This is a genomic window from Stenotrophomonas sp. YJH_SMC_57 (assembly GCF_059369755.1).
In genome coordinates this window covers 94,004-114,373 of record NZ_JCAFSZ010000015.1, presented here as the reverse complement: position 1 = coordinate 114,373, position 20,370 = coordinate 94,004, and the positions used below count along the sequence as shown (strand labels likewise).

The window sequence follows — 20,370 nt, the reverse complement described above, 5'->3', positions numbered from 1 at the left end:
GCTGTGGAACCACCCGATCCCATCCCGAACTCGGAAGTGAAACGCAGCTGCGCCGATGGTAGTGTGGCTCAAGCCATGCGAGAGTAGGTCATCGCCAGGGTTTACACCCAAAACCCCGCTGCTCACGCAGCGGGGTTTTTCCTTATTAAGTGAAGGCACTGCATTTCCGGGTACCTTCCGCCCCACGGGCAAGATCGCGATGCTGGCGCTGCAAGCGCTGCTGCAACCGTCTCCCTGGTGAAATTAGCGCTGTGGAACCACCCGATCCCATCCCGAACTCGGAAGTGAAACGCAGCTGCGCCGATGGTAGTGTGGCTCAAGCCATGCGAGAGTAGGTCATCGCCAGGGTTTACACCCCAAACCCCGCTGCTTGCGCAGCGGGGTTTTTCTTTGGGCTCAGGAAATATCGGTAGTGCCGGCCGCTGGCCGGCAGGCGCGTTGATGAAGCCGCCGCGAACGGCGGCGCCAACCAAGGTCGGCGACTACCGATGGCAGAGTGCCAACCAAGGTTGGCACGCACCCATGGCGGAGCGCCCAAAAAAAGCGGCGCCCGTGGGGCGCCGCTTTGATCTCAACGATACTCGGTCGAGCAAGCTCGACTCTACTTGGCTGCGGCCTTGTCCTTCATCATCGCGTCGCGAGCCGCCTTGAACGGGTTGCCCTCATACCAGTTCGGCCAACGATCACCGCCCGCCAGTTCCTTGCCGACGCCGTACATCAGCTGCAGGTCTTCGACGGTGCCGTCCAGCTTCCAGGTGGCCGCGTCGAACTCGTCCTTCGGGCCATGGTAACGGTTGGCACCGTAGTCGGCGGCGGCCTTGCGGCCGGCCTCCACGCCGCCCTCGCGCAGATCCTCGCCGCCGTCGGCATACAGGGCCGGCACGCCGGCCTTGGCGAAGTTGAAGTGGTCCGAACGGAAGTAGAAGCCACTCTGCACCGAGGTCTCGCCGTGCAGGGTACGGTCCTGGGCGGCGGCCAGCGGCTTGAGGATGTCTTCCAGCTCCGAGCTGCCGAAACCGGTCACGGTCACGTCCTTGGCGCGGCCCGCCACCGACATCGCGTCGATGTTGATCACGCCGGCAATCTTGTCCAGCGGGAAGGTCGGGTGCGCGACGTAGTACTTCGAACCGAGCAGGCCCGACTCTTCCAGGGTCACCGCCAGGAACACCACCGAACGCTCCGGCTTGGGCTGCTGGTGGGCCATCGCTTCGGCCACCTCGAGGATGCCGGCCACGCCGGTCGCATTGTCGACCGCACCGTTGTAGATGTTGTCGCCGGTCTCACCCTCGTGCTTGCCCAGGTGGTCCCAGTGCGCCATGTACAGCACTGCCTCGTCGGCACGCTTGCTGCCCGGCAGCACGCCCACCACGTTGCGCGACTGCTTCTGCGCGATCCGGCTCTTCAGATCAACCGCCGCAGTGGCCTTCAGTGGCACCGGCTTGAAACCGCGCTTGCTGGCGTCCTTGTAGGCCTGCGCCAGATCCAGGCCGGCACCGGCGAACAGCGCCTTGGCGGCCTCCGCACTCAGCCAGCCCTGCACCGGGATGCGGGCGTCCGGATCATCCTTGGCGGGCAGGTCGTACTGCGGGCCGGCCCAGGAGTTCTTCACCACATCCCAGCCATAGGAGGCGCCGGCGGTGTCGTGCACGATCAGCGCGGCGGCGGCGCCCTTGCGCGCGGCCTCTTCGAACTTGTAGGTCCAGCGGCCGTAGTAGGTCATGCGCTTGCCGTCGAACAGCTTATCGTCATCGACGTGGAAGCCGGGGTCGTTGACGAACATGACAACCGTCTTTCCCTTCCAGTCCTGGCCGGCGTAGTCGTTCCACTTCTGTTCCGGCGCATTGACGCCGTAGCCGACGAACACCAGGTCGCTGGCATCGACCTTGACCTCGGCCTGGCCGGTACGCGTGCCGACCACCATGTCGGTGCCGAACTTCAGCTCGGTGGTCTTGCCGCCCTGGGTGATCTTCAGCACGGTCGATTCGTCGGCCGTGGTCTCGGTCATCGGCACGTCCTGGAACCAGCTGTCGCCGTTGCCGGGCTGCAGGCCGATGCGCTGCATCTGGTCGCGGATGTAGTTGACCGTCAGCTCTTCGCCCTTGCTGCCCGGGGCGCGGCCTTCGAACTCATCCGAGGCCAGGGTCTTGACCATCTCGGCGAAGTCGCCGGCATTGATGTCCGGCGAGAACTGATGGGTGGCGGGCTTGGCGGCCGCGGTGCCGGTGGCTGGCGCGGCGGCCGGCGTGTCTTCGCCTTTGCAGGCACTGAGCGCGGCCGCGGCGGCCAGGCACAGGAGGAGTTTGCGGGGCATCGTCGATTCCTGGGTAACAAAGGGTGGCCGTACGTTCTGCACGACCGGTTGGGCGAGGATCACCGGACCGAACGGCGCGGTGGCTCAGTCCGCCGGGGCGGTTTCGGTGTCGAACGGGATCGGCTCGGCGCCGGTGACCGGCCCGATGCGGGCGCTGCGGTGCACGTACAGCACCACCTCGCGTTCGAACTGCAGGGGGCCATTGACCACGGCATTCGGGCCGATGATCACGCGCGGCTTGCGGCTGGCAGTCAGCGAGACGCTGAAGTTGGGCTTGCGGACGTGCACACCGCCGTTGACCTGCGAGCCGATTCCCACGGTGATGTCACCGTTGACGGTCTCCACATCCTTGCCGACGCGGCTTTCGACCAGGCCGATGCCACCGTTCACGGTTTCAACGCCGCCTTCGATCTGGCTGCCACGGTCGCTGAAGATGCTGCCGTTGACCGTGCTGACGCTGCCACGCGCAATGACCTCGCGGCCGAGGCGCACACCGCCATTGACCGTCTCGATCTTGCCGGTGCGTGCGCGGTCGGCCACCTTCACTCCGCCATTGACGGTGTCGATGCTGCCGGTCTCGACGCCTTCGCCAACGCGGATGCCGCCGTTGACCGTGTCCAGCTTGCCGTAGCGCTGGCCGGGTTCAGCGCTGATGCTACCGTTGACCTTGCTGATGTTGTCCTGGGCGCCGACCGGGCCGGCGGCGAGCAGGACGCCCAACAGCAGCGGAATGGAAAGAGTTTTCATGGGGACCTCGATGGATGTGCGGCTGGCAGGCCGCGTGCGGAGATGTCACCATTCCCCGGTAGCCCCCGCAACTGCCTGAAGTCACTGGAAAGCCCTTGCGCGACAACGTCTTCCCATCACGCCGACATCACATCGCCGCTGCCCGCGGCGGGCGCTGCCTGCTGTTGGCGCTGGCGATCGCGCTGGCCCTGCCACTGCCCGCCGCGGCGCAGACCACCCGTGAGACCGAGCGCAAGCTGCAGAAGCTGCGTACCGAACTGAAAGGCGTGGCGCAGGAGCGTCGTCAGATCGAAGGCCAGCGCGGCCAGGCGTCACAGCAACTGCGCGAGGCCGACGAGAAGGTGGCCCGCAGCGCACGCGCGCTTGCGCAGACCGAGACCGCACTGCGTGAGCAGAGCCGTGCCCTGGCCGAAGCCGAGCAGCGCCGCAGCAGCCTGCAGAACAACCTGGCCCAGCAGCGCCGCGAACTGGCCGGCCTGCTGCGCGCGGCCTATCAGCTGGGCAACCACGCACCGCTGAAGCTGCTGCTGTCGCAGGACACCGTGGCCGATGCCAACCGTGCCCTGGCCTACCACCGCTATCTGCAGCGCGAACGCGCGCAGCGCATCACCACCCTGACCGCCGACCTGAAGGAATTGGAAGCGCTGCAAACGCAGATCGCCGAACGCCAGCAGAAGCTGCAGGGCGCGCAGCGTGACCAGAAACAGCAGGCGGCCACCCTGGCGGCCGATCGCCGTGATCGGGCGCAGACCGTGGCCTCGCTGGACGAACGCTTCAAGGACCAGCGCGAGAAGGAACAGGCGCTGGGCCAGGATGCAAAGGCGCTGGAAACGCTGCTGGCCAACCTGCGTGCCGCGGCGGCCCGTGCCGAAGCCGAGCGTCGTGCCGCCGCGCGCCGCGCCGCTGCCGAGAAAGCCGCCGCCGAGAAGGCCGCACGCCAGGCCAAAGCGGAAGGCCGCCCGCCACCGCCGACCAAGGTGCCGCCCGCGGTGGCCTCGGCACCGGCACCGAAGGTGGGCGGACTGGGCTGGCCGTTGTCGGGCAATCTGCTGGCCCGCTACGGCGGCAAGCTGCCCGACGGGCGCACCAGCAGCGGCGTGCTGATCGGCGCGCCCGCCGGCAGCACCGTCACCGCCGTGGCCGATGGCACGGTGGTGTTCTCCGACTGGATGACCGGCTACGGCATGATCCTGATCGTCGACCACGGCAACGGCTACATGAGCCTGTACGCGCACAACGACACCCTGCTGAAGGATGCCGGCGCACGGGTCAGCCGCGGCGATGCGGTGGCCAAGGTCGGCAATTCCGGCGGCCAGGGCGTGACCGCGCTGTACTTCGAGCTGCGTCGTGGCGGGCAGCCGGTCAATCCGGACAGCTGGCTGCAGCGGCGCTGAATCCGGCGCCGTCGCGTGACGGGCGGATTCAACGGGAATTTAGCTGTGCTTCGCGCATAATCGGCGCATGTGCCTTGGGCACGATGCCACCGTCGACAGGAGTGATCCATGCGCGCAGCCCGTACCGCCACCCTCTTGCTGGCCTTGTTGCCAGCGCTGTCCTGGGCGCAGCAGACCGCGCCCGCCCCGAGCCAGGAAACCAGCGGGCAGGCAGCGAACAGCGAGGAGGCGGTAACCTCGAAGGTTCCGCTGGAGGAAATCCGCCGTTTCGTGGCCGTGTACAACGCGGTGCGTGCCGCCTACGTCGATCCGGTGGACGACAAGAAGCTGATGCAGTCAGCGGTGCGTGGCCTGCTGCTCGATCTCGATCCGCACAGCACCTACTTCAACAAGGAAGACGCGCAGGCCTTCGACGAGCAGGCCAACGGCGCTTACGAGGGTATCGGCGTGGAGCTGCAGCAGCAGCCGGACAACGCCAGCATGAAGGTGATCTCGCCGATCGACGACACGCCGGCAGCCAAGGCCGGCATCCTCGCCGGTGACCTGATCATCGCCATCGACGGCAAGCCGATCAGCGCGATCGACGCCAGCGAGCCGCTGCGCGGCCCGGCCGGCAGCAAGGTGGTGCTGACCATCGTGCGCGAAGGCAAGCCGAAGCCGTTCGACGTCAGCCTCACCCGGCAGACCATCCGCGTGACCAGCGTGCGCAGCCGCCTGCTGGAGCCGGGGTATGGCTACATCCGCCTGAGCACCTTCCAGGCCGATACCGGTTCGGATTTCCAGAAGCATGTGCAGCAGCTGCAGAAGCAGTCCGGCGGCCAGCTCAAGGGCCTGGTGCTGGACCTGCGCAGCAACCCGGGCGGCCTGCTGACCGCCGCGGTGCAGGTGGCCGATGATCTGCTCGACAAGGGCAACATTGTCAGCACCCGTGGCCGCATCAGCATCAGCGACGCACGGTTCGATGCGACCCCCGGCGACCTGCTGAAGGGCGCACCGGTGGTGGTGCTGGCCGATGCCGGTTCGGCCAGTGCCTCGGAAGTGCTGGCCGGCGCGCTGCGCGACAACAAGCGCGCCCGCGTGGTCGGCAGTCGTACCTTCGGCAAGGGTTCGGTGCAGACCGTGCTGCCGCTGGACAACGGAGATTCGGTGAAGCTGACCACCGCGCGCTATTACACGCCCAGTGGCAAGTCGATCCAGGCCACCGGCATCGTGCCGGACGTTGAATTGAAACCTGCCGCCACGCCGGCCGAGGATGCACTGCCGGCCAGCCTCAGCGACTACAGCGAAGCGACCCTGCCGGGCCACCTGCGCGGTGACGATGAGGGTACCGAGGGCTACCGCGCCGGTGCCGTGTTGCCGGGTGACGGCCCGATCAACGATGCGCTGGCCGAACTGAAGAACCCGGGTTCGGTGGCTGCACGCCTGAAGGCCGAAGCCGCCAAGGCGGAGGCGGCCAAGGCCGCGAAGGCCGCCGCGGCCAAGCCCGAAGCCAAGCCCGAAGCCAAGCCGGAAGCCAAGCCGGAACCGAAGGCGGACAGCGCGCGGGAAGCCAAGCCCGCACCGGTCCCGGCCAAGCCTTGATTCTGTAGAGTCGAGCCCTGCTCGACTGATCTACGAGCGGGTGAGCGTGGAGCCGGCCAGCGGCCGGCACTACCCGGTAGGTCAGAACCCGTGGCGCTTGCGCAGCCGGCGCGCGATGGCCGCGCGCACGTACACGCCATACAGCAGGCCGAACACGAAGCCGCCGATGTGCGCCCACCAGGCCACCATGCCGAAGCTGGGGCCGATGTGCGCGAACACCACCTGCAGTGCGGCCCACACGCCGATCAGCAGGTAGGCCGGGGCGCGCACGAACTCCAGGAACAGGCCGAGCGGGATCACCACGCCCAGCCGGGCGCCGGGGAACAGGGCCAGGTAGGCGCCGATCAGCGCCGAAACCGCGCCGCTGGCGCCGATGATGATCTGGTCCGGGCTGCCCATGGTGTAGATCGCCACAAGGTTGGACACCGCGCCGCCGACCAGGAACAGCAGCAGCAACCGCCACGGCCCCAGCACGCGCTCGGCGGGCAGGCCGAAGATCAGCAGGAACACCAGGTTGCCCAACAGGTGTGACCAGTCCGCGTGCAGGAACAGGGCAGTGAACAGGCGCAGCACGCTGCCATCCTGCAGGGTCGCCCACCAGTCCAGCGGGTGGGTCAGGCCGGTGGACAGCGCGCCCCAGTCCAGCCAGAGGCTGCCGCGGGCATCGTCCGGGCGCGAGATCGACCACAGGAACGCGAGCCACAATGCCGCAAACAGCACGGGCGTGGCCCAGCGCAGGGCCGCCTTCTTGCGCGACGGGAGGGAGACGAACATGGCATTAGCCTAGCGTGCGGGCGCTGGTGGCGGGGACGGTCCTGTTCAGCTTTTGAGACGAAAAAACCGCCGGCGCTGTTATTGTTTCATTAACAGCTCTGGGTAATACTCGCATACGGCGTCGTATGTCGGGAGGGGAATCCGGCGCGCTCCGAAGGGCCCCAGGGCCTGCCGGGCGCAGGCGCACTCAGAGCACCATCACCGCTTACCGGAGAGAGAACTACGATGCAAACCGCTTCCACCATTGCCCGTTTGACCCTGCTGGCCGTCGGCGTTGCCGGTGCGCTGGCCGCCGCCGATGCCAACGCCGCCGCCTTCCAGCTGAAGGAAAACAGTGCCAAGGGCCTCGGCCGTGCGTTCGCCGGCTCCACCGCTGCCGAAGGTGACGCCTCGGTCATCGCCACCAACCCGGCTTCCATGCGCCTGCTCGATGGCACCATGCTGCAGGGCGACGTCAGCGCCATCAGCTTCGGCGCCAAGTTCCGCGGCCAGGGCAAGTATGGCAACGGCGCTCCGATTTCCGGCGGCAACGGCGGCGACGCCGGCATGATCGCCCCGGTTCCGGCCGCCTACTTCCACCTGCCGTTCGGCGAGAAGGAGAACATGCACTTCGGCGCTTCGCTGACCGTGCCGTTCGGCTTCAAGACCGAATACGACCGCGACTGGGTTGGCCGCTACAACGGCGTCAAGACCGAGCTGCAGGCAATCGACCTGGGCGTCGCGTTCTCCTATGACGTCAACCCGTACCTGTCGTTCGGTGCTTCGGTGTTCGCCGAACGCCTGAACGTCGACCTGACCAGCGCCGTCGACACCGGCACCGCGATCAATGCCAGCGCCCAGCAGAAGGCTGCCGCTGCCGTTCTGGCCGCTGGTGGCACCCCGGCCCAGGCCGCTGCCGCTTCGCGCCAGGCCGCCGTGGCCATGGCCCAGCAGGGCTTCGCCCCGGGTACCGCCGATGGCTACCTGCGCATCAAGGGTGACGAAGTGTCCATGGGTTACACCCTGGGCGTGACCGTCAGCCCGGTGGAAGGCACCAACATCGCCTTCAGCTACCGCTCCGAGGTCGAGCACAAGATCACCGACGGCAAGGCTGACTTCACCATCCCGCAGAACGCGGCTGCCTTCCTGGCGTCCGCAGGCCCGGGCACCTTCATCGACAGCAACGGTCGCGCCACCATCACGCTGCCGGCCAGCGCCACGATGAGCATCTCGCACCGCGTGAACGACCAGTGGAAGATCATGGCCGACGTCTCGCGCACCGCGTGGAGCAAGTTCGACCAGGTCACCGTCGACTATGACTCCAACCAGCCGGACAGCGTGCTGCCGTTCCACTACCGCGACACCACCTTCGCGTCGATCGGTACCGAGTACCGCATGAACGAGAAGCTGACCCTGCGCGGCGGTCTCGCCTATGACCAGACCCCGACCACCGACGCCCATCGTGACGTGCGCGTGCCGGACACCACCCGCAAGTGGCTGTCGCTGGGTCTGACCTACGCGGCTTCGGACAAGATGGAATACAGCGTGGGCTACACCCACCTGTTCACCAAGGATCCGAACATCACCTCGACCTCGGCCACGGCCAACACCGTGACCGGCAAGTACAAGGTCAGCGGCGACGTGCTGGCAGCTTCGATGCAGTACAAGTTCTGATCCAGGCGATCGCCTGAAGCAGGACATGGAGGGCCCCGCGCAAGCGGGGCCTTTCCTTTTTCATGGCGTGCCCTCCCTGCAGGGCGCGGATCCATGACAATAGGGCGATGAACCTGTCCGACCCGAACTTCCAGCTGGAGCTGGCTGCCAACATCGCCGTCGCCGGCTCGATCCTGCTGGCCGGCCGCAACAACGTGCACACCTGGTGGCTGGGCATCGTCGGCTGTGCACTGTTCGCAGCGGTGTTCGAACGCTCGCATCTGTACGCGGACATGGTGCTGCAGTTCTTCTTCATCGCCATCAGCGTGCTGGGCTGGTGGCAGTGGCTGCGTGGCGACCACGGCGCGCCGCTGCCGATCACCGCGCTGCGCCCGCGTGCGTGGGCCTGGCTGGCGCCGTTGGCGGTGGTGGCCACCTTCGGCTATGGCTGGATGCTGACCCGCCTGACCAACGCCTACGCGCCGTACATCGATTCGGCGGTGCTGGTGCTGAGCGTGATCGCGCAGATCCTGATGATGCGGCGCAAGCTGGAATCGTGGTGGGTGTGGCTGCTGGTGAACACCGTGGCGGTGCCGCTGTACTACAGCCGTGGCCTGCACCTGACCTCGATCCTGTATGTCGGCTTCTGGATCAACGCGCTGGTGGCGCTGCGCCATTGGCGCAACCTGATGCGCGACGAGGCACGTTGAGCAAAGAAAAACCCCGCTTTCGCGGGGTCTTTCGTTTGCTGCATCAACCGGGTGATCAGTCGCCCAGGGTCAGCAGCGAGGCGTTGCCGCCGGCGGCGGTGGTGTTCACCGTCACCGTCTTCTCGGTGGCGAAGCGCAGCAGGTAGTGCGGGCCACCGGCCTTCGGGCCGGTGCCGGACAGGCCCTGTCCGCCGAACGGCTGCACGCCGACCACCGCACCGATCTGGTTGCGGTTGACGTAGACGTTGCCGACGTGGACACCGTTGCTGATGCGATCAACGGTTTCGTCGATGCGCGAATGCACGCCCAGGGTCAGGCCGTAGCCGGTGGCGTTGATCTGGTCGATCACCGCGTCGAGCTGGTCGCCCTTCCAGCGGATCACGTGCAGCACCGGCCCGAAGATTTCCTTGTGCAGCTGGCCCAGGTCCTTCAGCTCATACGCGCGCGGTGCGAAGAAGGTGCCGTTGGCGGCTTCTGCGGACAGCTCGGCGGCGGCGATCAGGCGTGCTTCCCGGTCCATGCGCACGGCGTGGTCCTGCAGGATCTTCAGTGCATCGGCGTCGATCACCGGGCCGACGTCGGTGGACAGCAGGCCCGGGTTGCCGACCTTCAGTTCCTTCATCGCACCAGCCAGCATGGTCATCACCTTGTCGGCGATGTCGTCCTGCACGAACAGCACGCGCGCGGCCGAGCAACGCTGGCCAGCGGAGGTGAAGGCCGAACCGATGGCGTCCTTGACCAGCTGTTCCGGCAGCGCCGAGGAGTCGGCGATGAAGGCGTTCTGGCCACCGGTCTCGGCGATCAGCACGCCGATGGCGGCGTCACGGGCGGCCATCGCGCGGTTGATCGCACGGGCGGTGTCGGTGGAGCCGGTGAAGGCCACGCCGGCCACGCGCGGGTCGGCGGTCAGCGCGGCGCCGACGGTGGCACCGTCGCCCGGCAGGAACTGCACTACCTCGGCCGGCACGCCGGCGTCATGCAGCAGCTTCACCGCGTAGTAGCCGATCAGGTTGGTCTGTTCGGCCGGCTTGGCGATGACACTGTTGCCGGCGGCCAGAGCGGCAGCGACCTGGCCCAGGAAGATCGCCAGCGGGAAGTTCCACGGGCTGATGCATACGAACACGCCGCGGCCGTGCAGCTGCAGCTCGTTGGATTCACCGGTCGGGCTCGGCAGCTTTTCGGCGTGGCTGAACTGCTCGCGCGCCTGCTTGGCGTAGTAGCGCAGGAAGTCCACCGCTTCGCGCACTTCGGCGATGCTGTCGGGCAGGCTCTTGCCGGCTTCCTTCACGCACAGCGCCATGAACTCCGGCATGCGTGCTTCCAGCTGGTCGGCGGCGTGCTCGAGGATGGCGGCGCGGCTGGCGGCCGGGGTGCGGTTCCAGGCTGGCTGCGCGGCCACGGCATTGGCCAGGGCCTTCTGCACAGTGTCGGCATCGGCGGCCAGCCACTGGCCGACCACTTCACGGGTGTCGGCCGGGTTGGTCACTGGCAGCGCGGCGCCGGCCGGGTTCGCACCCGGCACCAGCGGGGCGGCCTGCCAGGGCTTCACGGCCGCGTTGATCTGCTCGGCCAGGGCGCGCAGTTCGTTGTCGTTGGCGAGGTTGGCGCCCATGGAGTTCTTCCTGTCGTGGTTCTGGCTGCGCAGCAGGTCAACCGGCAGCGGGATCTTCGGGTGGGGGATCGAGGCGAATGAGGCGACCATCTCGACCGGATCGCGGATCAGGTCGGCGATCGGCACGCGTTCGTCGGTGATGCGGTTGACGAAGCTGGAGTTGGCGCCGTTTTCCAGCAGGCGGCGCACCAGGTACGGCAGCAGGTCTTCATGCGAACCGACCGGCGCATACACGCGGCAGGGCAGGCCGAGGCGGTCGGCCGGCACCACTTCGGCGTACAGGTCGTCGCCCATGCCGTGCAGCTTCTGGTGCTCGTACACGCCACCGTTGGCGATGCTGCGCACCGCGGCGATGGTGTGCGCGTTGTGCGTGGCGAACATCGGGTAGATCGCGTCGGCATGGGTGAACAGGCGCTTGGCGCAGGCCAGGTAGGACACGTCGGTGTTCTGCTTGCGGGTGAACACCGGGTAGCCCGGGTAGCCTTCGATCTGCGCGCGCTTGATCTCGGCATCCCAGTAGGCGCCCTTGACCAGGCGCACCTGCAGGCGACGACCGGCGCGGCGCGCCATGTCGGCCAGGTGGTCGATCGTGTACGGCGTGCGCTTCTGGTAGGCCTGCACGACCACGCCGAAGCCATCCCAGCCAGCCAGCGAGGCATCGCCGAACACCTGCTCGATGATGTCCAGCGACAGTTCCAGGCGGTCGGATTCTTCGGCGTCGACGGTGCAGCCGATGCCGTAGCTCCTGGCCAGCTGCGCCAGTTCCAGCACGCCCGGCACCAGGTCCTTCAGCACGCGCTCGCGCTTGGCGTGCTCGTAGCGCGGGTACAGCGCCGACAGCTTGATCGAGATGCCCGGGGCGTTGTTGACGTCGCCGTCCGGACGGCCGCCGCGTGCCTTGTGATCGCCGCCGATGGCGTGGATCGCACGACGGTAGTCTTCCAGGTAGCGCAGCGCGTCCTTCATGGTCAGCGCACCTTCGCCCAGCATGTCGAACGAGTAGCGGTAGTCTGTGTTGTCACCCTTGTGCGAACGCGACAGCGCTTCGCTGATCGTGCGGCCCATGACGAACTGGTGGCCCATGATCTTCATCGCCTGGCGCACGGCCAGGCGCACCACCGGCTCACCGACGCGGCCGACCAGGCGCTTGAACGCGCTGGGCGCGTCGGCGCGGGTGGCGTCGTTCATCTGCACCAGCTTGCCGGTCAGCATCAGGCCCCAGGTGGAGGCGTTGACCAGCACCGAGTCGCTGCCGCCCAGGTGCTTTTCCCAGTCGGCGTCGGCCAGCTTGTCGCGGATCAGCTTGTCGGCGGTGTCCTGGTCCGGAATGCGCAGCAGCGCCTCGGCCACGCACATCAGCAGCACGCCTTCCTCGCTGCCCAGGTCGTACTGGCGCATGAAGGCTTCGATCGCGCCCTGGTCCTTGGCGCGCACGCGCACCCGGCCGACAAGGTCGGCGGCCAGGGCCTGCACCCTGGCCTGCTCCTCGGCGGGCAGGCGCGCCTGCGCCAGAAGATCGCGCACGTGGCTGGCCTCGTCCTTCAACCAGGCATCGGTGATGGCCTGGCGGAACGGGTTGGGGGACGCCGGCAGTTCCGGCGACAGCAGCGCGCCGGGACGCGGGGCGTCGCTGGCGGCAGGGGAGGAGGAGGGTGCGTTCATGCCGGTCCGGCCAGTGGAAAACTTGGCGATTTTAATCATTTTTCCGGGTTCCGGAAGTGCCCCGCAGCCACCTTCGAGAAGTGCTGATAGCCTCTGGCTGCGGTGGATTCAGCGTGTTCAGCAGGCTCGACAATATTTGTGCTGAATTCGTCATTCGTGCCGCCGACCTCATGCTGTGTTGCAGCATGGGAAAAAGTGTGAATGCACCCTTGCTACGGGCGAGAGGGCGGGGCTACCATCGAGTCGTTTCCCGCGGCAGGAACGCGGTTGCGACATGATCGAGGTGCTTCCAGCTCCGGATGGGTCAGGTACGCAGCTGCGGCTGCGTCCCCCACGGGCGCTCGATGCCCGGCAGTTCGTCCTGTTGTTCACCGTGTTGTCGGGTGCGATGTGGCTGGTGTCCGCCCTCGGGTGGTTGGCCGGCAATGCATTCGCCCCCCTGTTCGCGCTGCTGTACAGCCTGGTGCTGGCGGCGGCGCTGCGTGCCTTGTGGCGCAGCGGAGAACGGCAGGAGGAGATCCGGGTAGTGCCGGCGTACGTGGAGGTCATCCCCGTACCCGGTGGATCGCCGGTGTTCCGGGCCCACCCCCACTGGGTGCGCCTGCTCACCGACGATGAGAGGGTCCGGCTGGCATCCAGCGGCCGGCAGGTGGAGGTGGGGAGTTTCCTCGCGCCGGCCGAACGTCAGACGCTTGCAGAGACACTTGAAAGCTTGCTCGCCGCCAGCGATGGCGGCAACCGACGACGCTAAGGGTCTAGGCAATGAAGCAAAGCAGCAGGTGGGGCACGAAGTGCGTTGCAGCGGTCGCCGCCACGGTGGCCGGGGGACTGGTTCCGGCATTGGCATGGGCCCAGGCGGCCGATCCCAAACCGTGGCAGCTGAACATGGGCAAGGGGGTGACCCAGACCTCGCGCCTGGCCTGGGAATCGAACAACCTCTCGTTGATCATCTGCACGGTGATCGGCGTCATCGTGTTCGGGGCGATGGCCTACGCCATCTTCAAGTTCCGCAAATCCAAGGGCGCGGTGGCCGCCACCTTCAGCCACAACACCAAGGCCGAGGTGATCTGGACGGTGATCCCGGTGATCATCCTGATCGTGATGGCATGGCCGGCCACGGCCAACCTGATCAAGATGTACGACACCCGCGATGCCGAGATGACGGTGAAGGTCACCGGCTACCAGTGGATGTGGAAGTACGAATACCTCGGCGAGAATGTCACCTTCACCAGCCGCCTGGACCGCGAGTCCGACCGCGTGCGGCAGAGCGGCATCGTGCCGACCCGCGAGAGCCATCCGCATTACCTGCTGGACGTGGACAACCGGCTGGTGCTGCCGGTGGATACCAAGGTGCGCTTCGTCATCACCTCCGACGACGTGATCCATGCCTGGTGGGTGCCGGCGCTGGGCTGGAAGCAGGACGCCATCCCCGGCTTCATCAATGAAGCGTGGACCAGCATCGAGCAGCCCGGCGTGTACCGCGGCCAGTGCGCCGAGCTGTGCGGCAAGGACCATGGCTTCATGCCGATCGTGGTCGAGGCGGTGTCCAAGGAGGAATTCAAGCAGTGGCTGGCGCAGCGCAAGCCGGCGCCGCCGCCCGCGCCTGCGCCTGCGACGCCTGCGGCACCGGCAGAACCCGCGGCGCCGGCCGGTGAGGCGCCTGCCGCCCCCGCTGCGGCGGACGCCACCAGCGCACCTGCCACCGCAGCCAGCGGCGCGTGATGTAAAGCCCGTGGCCGCCTGCGGCTGCGGTGACAACCGATTCTGAGAGGTGTTTTGCAATGGCGCACTCGGCAGTTGGGCACGACGATCACCATCACCAGCAGAGTTTCTTCGAGCGTTGGTTCTTCTCGACCAACCACAAGGACATCGGCACGCTGTACCTGGGTTTCAGCTTCATCATGTTCATCATCGGTGCGGCGATGAGCGTGGTGATCCGCGCCGAGCTGGCGCAGCCGGGCCTGCAGTTCGTCAAGCCCGAGTTCTTCAACCAGATGACCACCGTGCATGCGCTGGTGATGATCTTCGGTGGCGTGATGCCGGCCTTCGTCGGCCTGGCCAACTGGATGATCCCGCTGCAGATCGGCGCGCCGGACATGGCGCTGCCGCGCATGAACAACTGGTCGTTCTGGCTGCTGCCGGTGGCCTTCAGTCTGCTGCTGCTGACCCTGTTCCTGCCCGGTGGTGCGCCGGCCGGTGGCTGGACGCTGTACCCGCCGCTGTCGCTGCAGGGTGGCTACAACGTGGCCTTCAGCGTGTTCGCCATCCACGTGGCCGGCATCAGTTCGATCATGGGCGCGATCAACATCATCGCCACCGTGCTGAACATGCGCGCGCCGGGCATCGACCTGCTGAAGATGCCGATCTTCTGCTGGGCCTGGCTGATCACCGCGTTCCTGCTGATCGCGGTGATGCCGGTGCTGGCCGGCGCGGTGACCATGCTGCTGACCGACAAGTTCTTCGGCACCAGCTTCTTCAACGCCGCCGGTGGCGGTGACCCGGTGATGTACCAGCACATCTTCTGGTTCTTCGGGCACCCCGAGGTCTACATCATGATCCTGCCCGCCTTCGGCGTGGTCAGCGAGATCATCCCGACTTTCAGCCGCAAGCCGCTGTTCGGCTACCAGGCGATGGTGTACGCCACCGCCGCGATCGCGTTCCTGTCGTTCATCGTCTGGGCCCACCACATGTTCACCGTGGGCATGCCGCTGGGCGGCGAGATCTACTTCATGTTCGCCACCATGCTGATCTCGATCCCGACCGGCGTGAAGGTGTTCAACTGGGTCAGCACCATGTGGCGCGGCTCGCTGACGTTCGAGGCGCCGATGCTGTGGTCGGTGGCCTTCGTCATCCTGTTCACCATCGGTGGCTTCTCCGGCCTGATGCTGGCGATCGTGGCGGCGGACTTCCAATACCACGACACCTACTTCGTGGTGGCGCACTTCCACTACGTGCTGGTAACCGGCGCGGTGTTCGCGCTGATCGCTGCGGTGTACTACTGGTGGCCGAAGTGGACCGGGCGCATGTACAGCGAGAAGTGGGCCAAGGTGCACTTCTGGTGGTCGATCGTATTCGTCAACCTGCTGTTCTTCCCGCAGCACTTCCTCGGCCTGGCCGGCATGCCGCGCCGAATTCCCGACTACAGCGTGGCCTTCGCCGACTGGAACCTGATCAGCTCGATCGGTGCGTTCGGCATGTTCGTCACCCCGTTCATGATGGCGGCGATCCTGCTGTCCTCGCTGCGCAACGGTGAAAAGGCCGAGGCACGCAGCTGGGAAGGCGCGCGCGGCCTGGAATGGACGCTGCCGTCGCCGGCACCGGCGCACACCTTCACCACACCGCCGACCATCCGCCCGGGCGACCTGGCGCATGACGACATCACGCATTGAGGTGGGGCATGCATAACGAGAGCCCGCTTCCGATCGGTAGGGTCGACGGTCAGTCGACTCGCGAAGAGCAGCCGACCAGCGGTCGGCTCCACCACGGCGAGAGCAACGGCATCGAACAGCAGCGCCAGCGTGCCAAGCGTACCGCTGCCTGGGTCGGCGCCATCGCCGTGCTGGTCTACGTCGGTTTCATCCTCAGCGGGGTGATCGGCCGATGAGCGAGACGCCCGCCAGCACCCCGTCACGCAGCGCCGGGTTGCCGCGCCTGATCGGCGTGGCGGTAGCGGTGTTCCTGCTGACGTTCTCGCTGGTGCCGCTGTATCGCATCGCCTGCGAGAAGGTGTTCGGCGTGCGCCTGGAGCGCGGCCCCGGCAGCGAGGCCAGCACGGGCGCGGTGGCCGGCAAGCGTACCGTGCGCGTCGAGTTCGATGGCGGCGTCAATTCGCGCCTGCCATGGTCGTTCCATCCCGAGCAGCTGACCATGGACGTGGTGCCGGGCGAGCTCAACGAAGCGCTGTACTTTGCCCGCAACGACAGCACGCAGGCCGTGGTGGGAAGTGCCGTGCCTTCGGTGGCACCGGCACGCGCGTCGGGCTTCTTCAGCAAGACCGAGTGCTTCTGTTTCACCGCGCAGACGCTGCAGGCCGGCGAGAAGCGCGACATGCCGGTGCGCTTCATCGTCGATCCGGACCTGCCGCCGGAAATCAGGACGATCACCTTGTCCTATACCTTCTACCGCAACGACGCGTTGTCCGATCGGCTGGCCCCGGCCGCCACCTCGGAAGGCGCGCACGCCGCACCCTGACCCGGATACCGACATGGCCCAGACACCGACCGACGCCAACGTGTACTTTGTCCCGGCCCAGAGCAAATGGCCGTTCGTGGGCTCCATCGCGATGATGGTGACCATGGTCGGCGTGGCCAGCTGGCTCAACGATGCGAGCTGGGGCCGCTGGACGTTCTACATCGGCATCGCGATGCTGGTGCTGACCCTGTTCTGGTGGTTCAGCGACGTGGTGCGCGAATCGCAGGCCGGCAACTACAACCGCCAGGTCGACGGCTCGTTCCGGATGGGCATGGTCTGGTTCATCTTCTCCGAAGTGATGTTCTTCGGCGCCTTCTTCGGCGCGCTGTTCTACACCCGCAATCTCGGCCTGTCGTGGCTGAGCGGCGAAGGCCGCGGGGTGATGACCAACGAGCTGCTCTGGCAGGGCTATTCCGCTGGATGGCCGACCAATGGTCCTGCGGCGATCGGTGGTGCGTTCCAGACCATCCCGGCCTGGGGCCTGCCGCTGATCAATACGCTGATCCTGCTCACCTCCGGCGTAACCCTGACCATCGCCCACCATGCACTGAAGGCCGGCAACCGCCGCCAGCTGCTGATCTGGCTGGGCCTGACCGTGGTGCTCGGCCTCGGCTTCCTGACCCTGCAGGCAGAGGAATACATCCACGCCTACAAGGAACTGAACCTGACGCTGGGCTCGGGCATCTACGGTTCGACGTTCTTCATGCTGACCGGCTTCCACGGCGCGCACGTGCTGCTGGGCACGATCATGCTGATCGTGATGTGGCTGCGTTCGGCAAAGGGCCACTTCACCCGCGACAACCATTTCGGTTTCGAAGCCGCCGCGTGGTACTGGCACTTCGTCGACGTGGTGTGGCTGATGCTGTTCCTGTTCGTCTACGTGCTTTGACCGCGCGCGGATCGGTGGGGTCAGCCACCGATGCCGTGCGGTTTGATCCAGCCCATGTAGATGCTCACGATCACCAGTACGATCAAGGCCACAGACACCGCGATGCGGCGGGTCAGTGCGTTGACCGTGCGCTTGGTCTGGCCGCGGTCGACCAGCAGGTAATACAGGCCGGCGCCCAGATTCCAGACGATGACGATCAGAAACGCGATTACCAGCAGGGTCTTCAGCGAATCACTCATGCGCGGCTCGTGGGCAGGGTGGATGCGCCTATCTGACCGCGTTTGCGCGGACTTGTCATGATGCGCCAGCACACGCGCGTGATCGGATGGCTGCTGGCGGTGCTGGCGATGGCCGGTTTCAGCGCATTGGGGCTGTGGCAGCTGCAGCGCATGCATGCCAAACAGGCAATGTTGGATGCGCAGGGTCCAGCAGTGGCACAGGCATTGCCGCTGGCGCAGGCACTCGCGGCACCCGGTGCGCTGCACGGCGTGGCCGACCACGGCCGCTTCCTGCCTGGCGTGGTGCTGCTGGACAACCAGACCCGGCATGGCCGCGCCGGAGTGAAGATCTATCGCCCGTTCCGCAGTGACGACGGCAGTGTGCTGCTGGTGGATCTCGGTTGGCGCGCGTTGCCACCGGATCGCACCTTGCCGGATCTGCCGGCGCCGCCTTCGCCGGTAGCCGTGCGTGGCTTGCTGGCGCCGCCGCCGTCGGCGGGGTTGGCGCTGGGGCCGGCGTTCTCCGCGACCGGTGAGGCCGGGCGCTGGCTGGCCAGCCGGCTGCCCGCCGAAGGCCTGGCCCGCGCGCTGGGGCTGCAGGCGCTACCCGACCGCGTGCTGCGCCTGGACCCGGCGCTGCCATTCGGCGATGAGCGCGACCTGGACCTGCTGCCGAACACGCTGCCGCCGCAGCGCCACCTGGGCTACGCGGTGCAGTGGTTCGGGCTGGCCCTGACCGTGCTGGTGGTGGCGCTGGTGCTGGAGCGGCGCAGGAGACGCGCCGTGGCCCGGTAGTGCCGGCCGCTGGCCGGCGTCCCCCGGAATCCTGGATGCCGGCCAGCGGCCGGCACTACCGGGGTACCGCACCCGCATCCCTTTCCCAACCGTGAGAAAATGCCCCGCATGAACACTGCTACGTCCCCGCAGGCGCGCGGCTCCGGCCGCCGGACCCTGGTACTGCTGTTTGCCGTGTTCTTCGGGGCGGTGGCGCTGGCCGCCGTGCTGCGTTTCTCGGGCTGGCAGCCGACCGGGCACCGCAATGCCGGCCAGCTGCTGAAGCCACCGGTGGACCTGCGCCAGCAGGCGCCGACCTTGGCCAGCGGCCAGCCTTACCCATGGAATCCCGAGGCCCGTACCTGGCGCCTGCTGGTGGCCCCGGCCGGTGCCTGCGATGCACAGTGCGTCACTTTGTCGCAGGGACTGGGCAAGGTGTGGCAGCTGTTCGGCCATAACGCCGATAATGTCGAGATCCTGTGGCTGGGTACGCCACCGGCGTCGATCGCCTCGCTGCCCGCGCTGCGGCCGCTGGCTCCGTCGCCAGCCCTGCGCGCGGCGTTGCCGGGCGTCGATGATCCGGCGGGACTGCCGGTCTACGTGATCGATCCGAACGGCTTCGTGATCATGCGCCATGCCCCGGGTTCCGACCTCGGTGGCCTGCGCAAGGACATGGCCACGTTGCTGAAACTGAAGTGAGTCCCGTTTGATGAGCCTTTCCGCGCGTCCGGCGCTGCACCGCAATTTCCACCGCCTGGCGTGGTTCGCCATGATCATGACCGCGAGCACGATCATGTTCGGCGCCTTCGTTCGCCTGTCCGACGCCGGCCTGAGCTGCCCGGACTGGCCGACCTGCTACGGGCAGGCCACCTGGCCGCAGCACGTGGAAGAGACCATCGGCCACCCGGCGGCGGAGATCCGCCCGCTGGAGACCCACAAGGCCTGGCGTGAACAGGTGCACCGCTTCCTGGCCGGTGCGCTGGGCATCGAAATCCTGACCCTGGCCCTGCTGGCCACGCGCAAGCGGCGCTTCGGAAGCACGGCGGTGGTGACCGCCTGCGTACTGGTGGCCGCCGGCATACCGCTGTACATGATGGGCTGGCATGGCACCGCCAGTATCCTGGCGCTGATCGGCGAGGCGATCCTGCTGATCGCCGCGCTGCGCTGGAGCAACATCGACCTGGCGCGCGCTGCGCTGCTGACCCTGGCGGTGGTGATCTTCCAGGCCCTGCTGGGCATGTGGACGGTGACCCTGCTGCTCAAGCCGATCGTGGTGATGGGCCACCTGCTGGGCGGCATGCTGATGTTCGGCCTGCTGGTGTGGATGGCCTGGCGCGCCACGCACATGCCGATCACCCTGGCCGAAGCGCCGAAGCTGAAGTGGCTGCTGCGCATTGGCGTGGCCGTGCTGGTCACCCAGATCGCACTGGGTGGCTGGGTCAGCGCCAACTACGCGGCGCTGGCCTGCGGTGGCGGCAGCGCCTCGCTGGACAACTTCCCGCGTTGCGCCAACCAATGGTGGCCGCAGCACAACTTCGTCGAAGGCTTCACCCTGTGGCGTGGCATCGGCGTGGATTACGAAGGCGGCGTGCTGGACGGCGCCTCGCGCATCGCGATCCAGATGGCGCACCGCATGTTCGCGGTGGTGGTGGCCGTCTACCTGCTGTGGCTGGGCGTGCGCCTGTTCCGGTTGCCGAGCATGCGTGGCTGGGCCAGCGCGCTGATCGCGCTGCTGGTGCTGCAGGTCACCCTCGGCATCCTCAATGTAAAGCTGGCGCTGCCGCTGGAAGTGGCGGTGGCCCACAACGGCGTGGCCGTTGCCCTGTTGTTCGTGCTGGTCAGCCTGCTGGCCCGCCTGCGTGCCCCGGACTGATT

General features: G+C 67.1%; 18 protein-coding genes and 2 rRNA genes. 15 read left to right on the top strand and 5 right to left on the bottom strand.

What is annotated here, in order from left to right; genetic code table 11:
- Nucleotides 1-100, top strand: a 5S ribosomal RNA gene (rrf, locus tag AC5P7U_RS18665); the annotation flags it as partial.
- Nucleotides 101-233: 133 nt separating this feature from the next.
- A 5S ribosomal RNA gene (rrf, locus tag AC5P7U_RS18660) occupies nucleotides 234-348 on the top strand.
- Nucleotides 349-601: 253 nt separating this feature from the next.
- Here rrf (AC5P7U_RS18660) and AC5P7U_RS18655 read toward each other — a convergent pair.
- Both AC5P7U_RS18655 and AC5P7U_RS18650 read right to left on the bottom strand, forming a co-directional pair.
- Nucleotides 602-2,311, bottom strand: a complete 1,710-nt coding sequence (locus tag AC5P7U_RS18655; RefSeq protein ID WP_414555375.1) for a M28 family metallopeptidase — start codon at nucleotides 2,309-2,311, stop codon at nucleotides 602-604.
- Nucleotides 2,312-2,395: 84 nt separating this feature from the next.
- Nucleotides 2,396-3,058, bottom strand: coding sequence for a DUF4097 family beta strand repeat-containing protein (locus AC5P7U_RS18650; RefSeq protein ID WP_004153877.1), 663 nt, complete (start codon nucleotides 3,056-3,058; stop codon nucleotides 2,396-2,398).
- A 95-nt stretch (nucleotides 3,059-3,153) separates the two neighbouring features.
- Here AC5P7U_RS18650 and AC5P7U_RS18645 point away from each other — a divergent pair, with 95 nt between their 5' ends.
- Nucleotides 3,154-4,452, top strand: coding sequence for a murein hydrolase activator EnvC family protein (locus AC5P7U_RS18645; protein ID WP_414555373.1), 1,299 nt, complete (start codon nucleotides 3,154-3,156; stop codon nucleotides 4,450-4,452).
- 108 nt (nucleotides 4,453-4,560) lie between these two features.
- On the top strand, nucleotides 4,561-6,033 hold the full coding sequence (locus AC5P7U_RS18640; RefSeq protein ID WP_495221337.1) for a S41 family peptidase: 1,473 nt from the start codon (nucleotides 4,561-4,563) through the stop codon (nucleotides 6,031-6,033).
- A gap of 81 nt (nucleotides 6,034-6,114) precedes the next feature.
- On the opposite strand, the gene AC5P7U_RS18635 is transcribed toward AC5P7U_RS18640, so the two are convergent.
- Nucleotides 6,115-6,807, bottom strand: a complete 693-nt coding sequence (locus AC5P7U_RS18635; RefSeq protein ID WP_004153881.1) for a rhomboid family intramembrane serine protease — start codon at nucleotides 6,805-6,807, stop codon at nucleotides 6,115-6,117.
- A 225-nt stretch (nucleotides 6,808-7,032) separates the two neighbouring features.
- Here AC5P7U_RS18635 and AC5P7U_RS18630 point away from each other — a divergent pair, with 225 nt between their 5' ends.
- On the top strand, nucleotides 7,033-8,460 hold the full coding sequence (locus AC5P7U_RS18630) for an outer membrane protein transport protein (protein WP_004153882.1): 1,428 nt from the start codon (nucleotides 7,033-7,035) through the stop codon (nucleotides 8,458-8,460).
- A gap of 107 nt (nucleotides 8,461-8,567) precedes the next feature.
- Nucleotides 8,568-9,149, top strand: a complete 582-nt coding sequence (pnuC, locus tag AC5P7U_RS18625; protein ID WP_197564858.1) for a nicotinamide riboside transporter PnuC — start codon at nucleotides 8,568-8,570, stop codon at nucleotides 9,147-9,149.
- Between the two features lie 55 nt (nucleotides 9,150-9,204).
- Here pnuC and putA read toward each other — a convergent pair whose 3' ends face one another.
- A complete protein-coding gene (putA, locus tag AC5P7U_RS18620; RefSeq protein ID WP_414555369.1) occupies nucleotides 9,205-12,423 on the bottom strand; it encodes a bifunctional proline dehydrogenase/L-glutamate gamma-semialdehyde dehydrogenase PutA in 3,219 nt (1,072 codons plus the stop codon).
- Nucleotides 12,424-12,697: 274 nt separating this feature from the next.
- Here putA and AC5P7U_RS18615 point away from each other — a divergent pair, with 274 nt between their 5' ends.
- From AC5P7U_RS18615 to AC5P7U_RS18590, 6 genes are read left to right on the top strand one after another with little or no spacing between them, the layout of a single operon-like run.
- Nucleotides 12,698-13,174: a DUF2244 domain-containing protein gene (locus AC5P7U_RS18615; protein ID WP_004153894.1), complete on the top strand. Its 477-nt coding sequence runs from the start codon at nucleotides 12,698-12,700 to the stop codon at nucleotides 13,172-13,174.
- 11 nt (nucleotides 13,175-13,185) lie between these two features.
- Nucleotides 13,186-14,145 (top strand): cytochrome c oxidase subunit II, encoded by a 960-nt coding sequence (coxB, locus tag AC5P7U_RS18610; protein ID WP_197564860.1) that lies wholly within the window; start codon nucleotides 13,186-13,188, stop codon nucleotides 14,143-14,145.
- A gap of 59 nt (nucleotides 14,146-14,204) precedes the next feature.
- A complete protein-coding gene (gene ctaD / locus AC5P7U_RS18605; RefSeq protein ID WP_004153896.1) occupies nucleotides 14,205-15,812 on the top strand; it encodes a cytochrome c oxidase subunit I in 1,608 nt (535 codons plus the stop codon).
- A gap of 8 nt (nucleotides 15,813-15,820) precedes the next feature.
- Nucleotides 15,821-16,027 (top strand): hypothetical protein, encoded by a 207-nt coding sequence (locus AC5P7U_RS18600; RefSeq protein ID WP_004153897.1) that lies wholly within the window; start codon nucleotides 15,821-15,823, stop codon nucleotides 16,025-16,027.
- Entirely contained in the window at nucleotides 16,024-16,614 is a 591-nt protein-coding gene (locus AC5P7U_RS18595; protein WP_197564862.1) for a cytochrome c oxidase assembly protein, read from the top strand. Before AC5P7U_RS18600 ends, AC5P7U_RS18595 begins: the two co-directional genes overlap by 4 nt.
- Before the next feature lie 13 nt (nucleotides 16,615-16,627).
- Nucleotides 16,628-17,503, top strand: coding sequence for a cytochrome c oxidase subunit 3 (locus tag AC5P7U_RS18590; protein ID WP_049457763.1), 876 nt, complete (start codon nucleotides 16,628-16,630; stop codon nucleotides 17,501-17,503).
- Nucleotides 17,504-17,523: 20 nt separating this feature from the next.
- On the opposite strand, the gene AC5P7U_RS18585 is transcribed toward AC5P7U_RS18590, so the two are convergent.
- On the bottom strand, nucleotides 17,524-17,742 hold the full coding sequence (locus tag AC5P7U_RS18585) for a twin transmembrane helix small protein (RefSeq protein WP_008264755.1): 219 nt from the start codon (nucleotides 17,740-17,742) through the stop codon (nucleotides 17,524-17,526).
- A gap of 57 nt (nucleotides 17,743-17,799) precedes the next feature.
- Here AC5P7U_RS18585 and AC5P7U_RS18580 point away from each other — a divergent pair, with 57 nt between their 5' ends.
- The 3 genes from AC5P7U_RS18580 (at nucleotide 17,800) to AC5P7U_RS18570 (ending at nucleotide 20,368) form a co-directional block, all read left to right on the top strand.
- Entirely contained in the window at nucleotides 17,800-18,516 is a 717-nt protein-coding gene (locus tag AC5P7U_RS18580) for an SURF1 family protein (RefSeq protein ID WP_308309097.1), read from the top strand.
- A gap of 108 nt (nucleotides 18,517-18,624) precedes the next feature.
- The gene (locus AC5P7U_RS18575; protein WP_040009144.1) at nucleotides 18,625-19,194 is read left to right on the top strand and encodes a redox-active disulfide-containing membrane protein; all 570 of its coding nucleotides are present in this window, start codon (nucleotides 18,625-18,627) and stop codon (nucleotides 19,192-19,194) included.
- Between the two features lie 10 nt (nucleotides 19,195-19,204).
- A complete protein-coding gene (locus AC5P7U_RS18570; RefSeq protein WP_004153902.1) occupies nucleotides 19,205-20,368 on the top strand; it encodes a COX15/CtaA family protein in 1,164 nt (387 codons plus the stop codon).
- Nucleotides 20,369-20,370 lie beyond the last annotated feature (2 nt).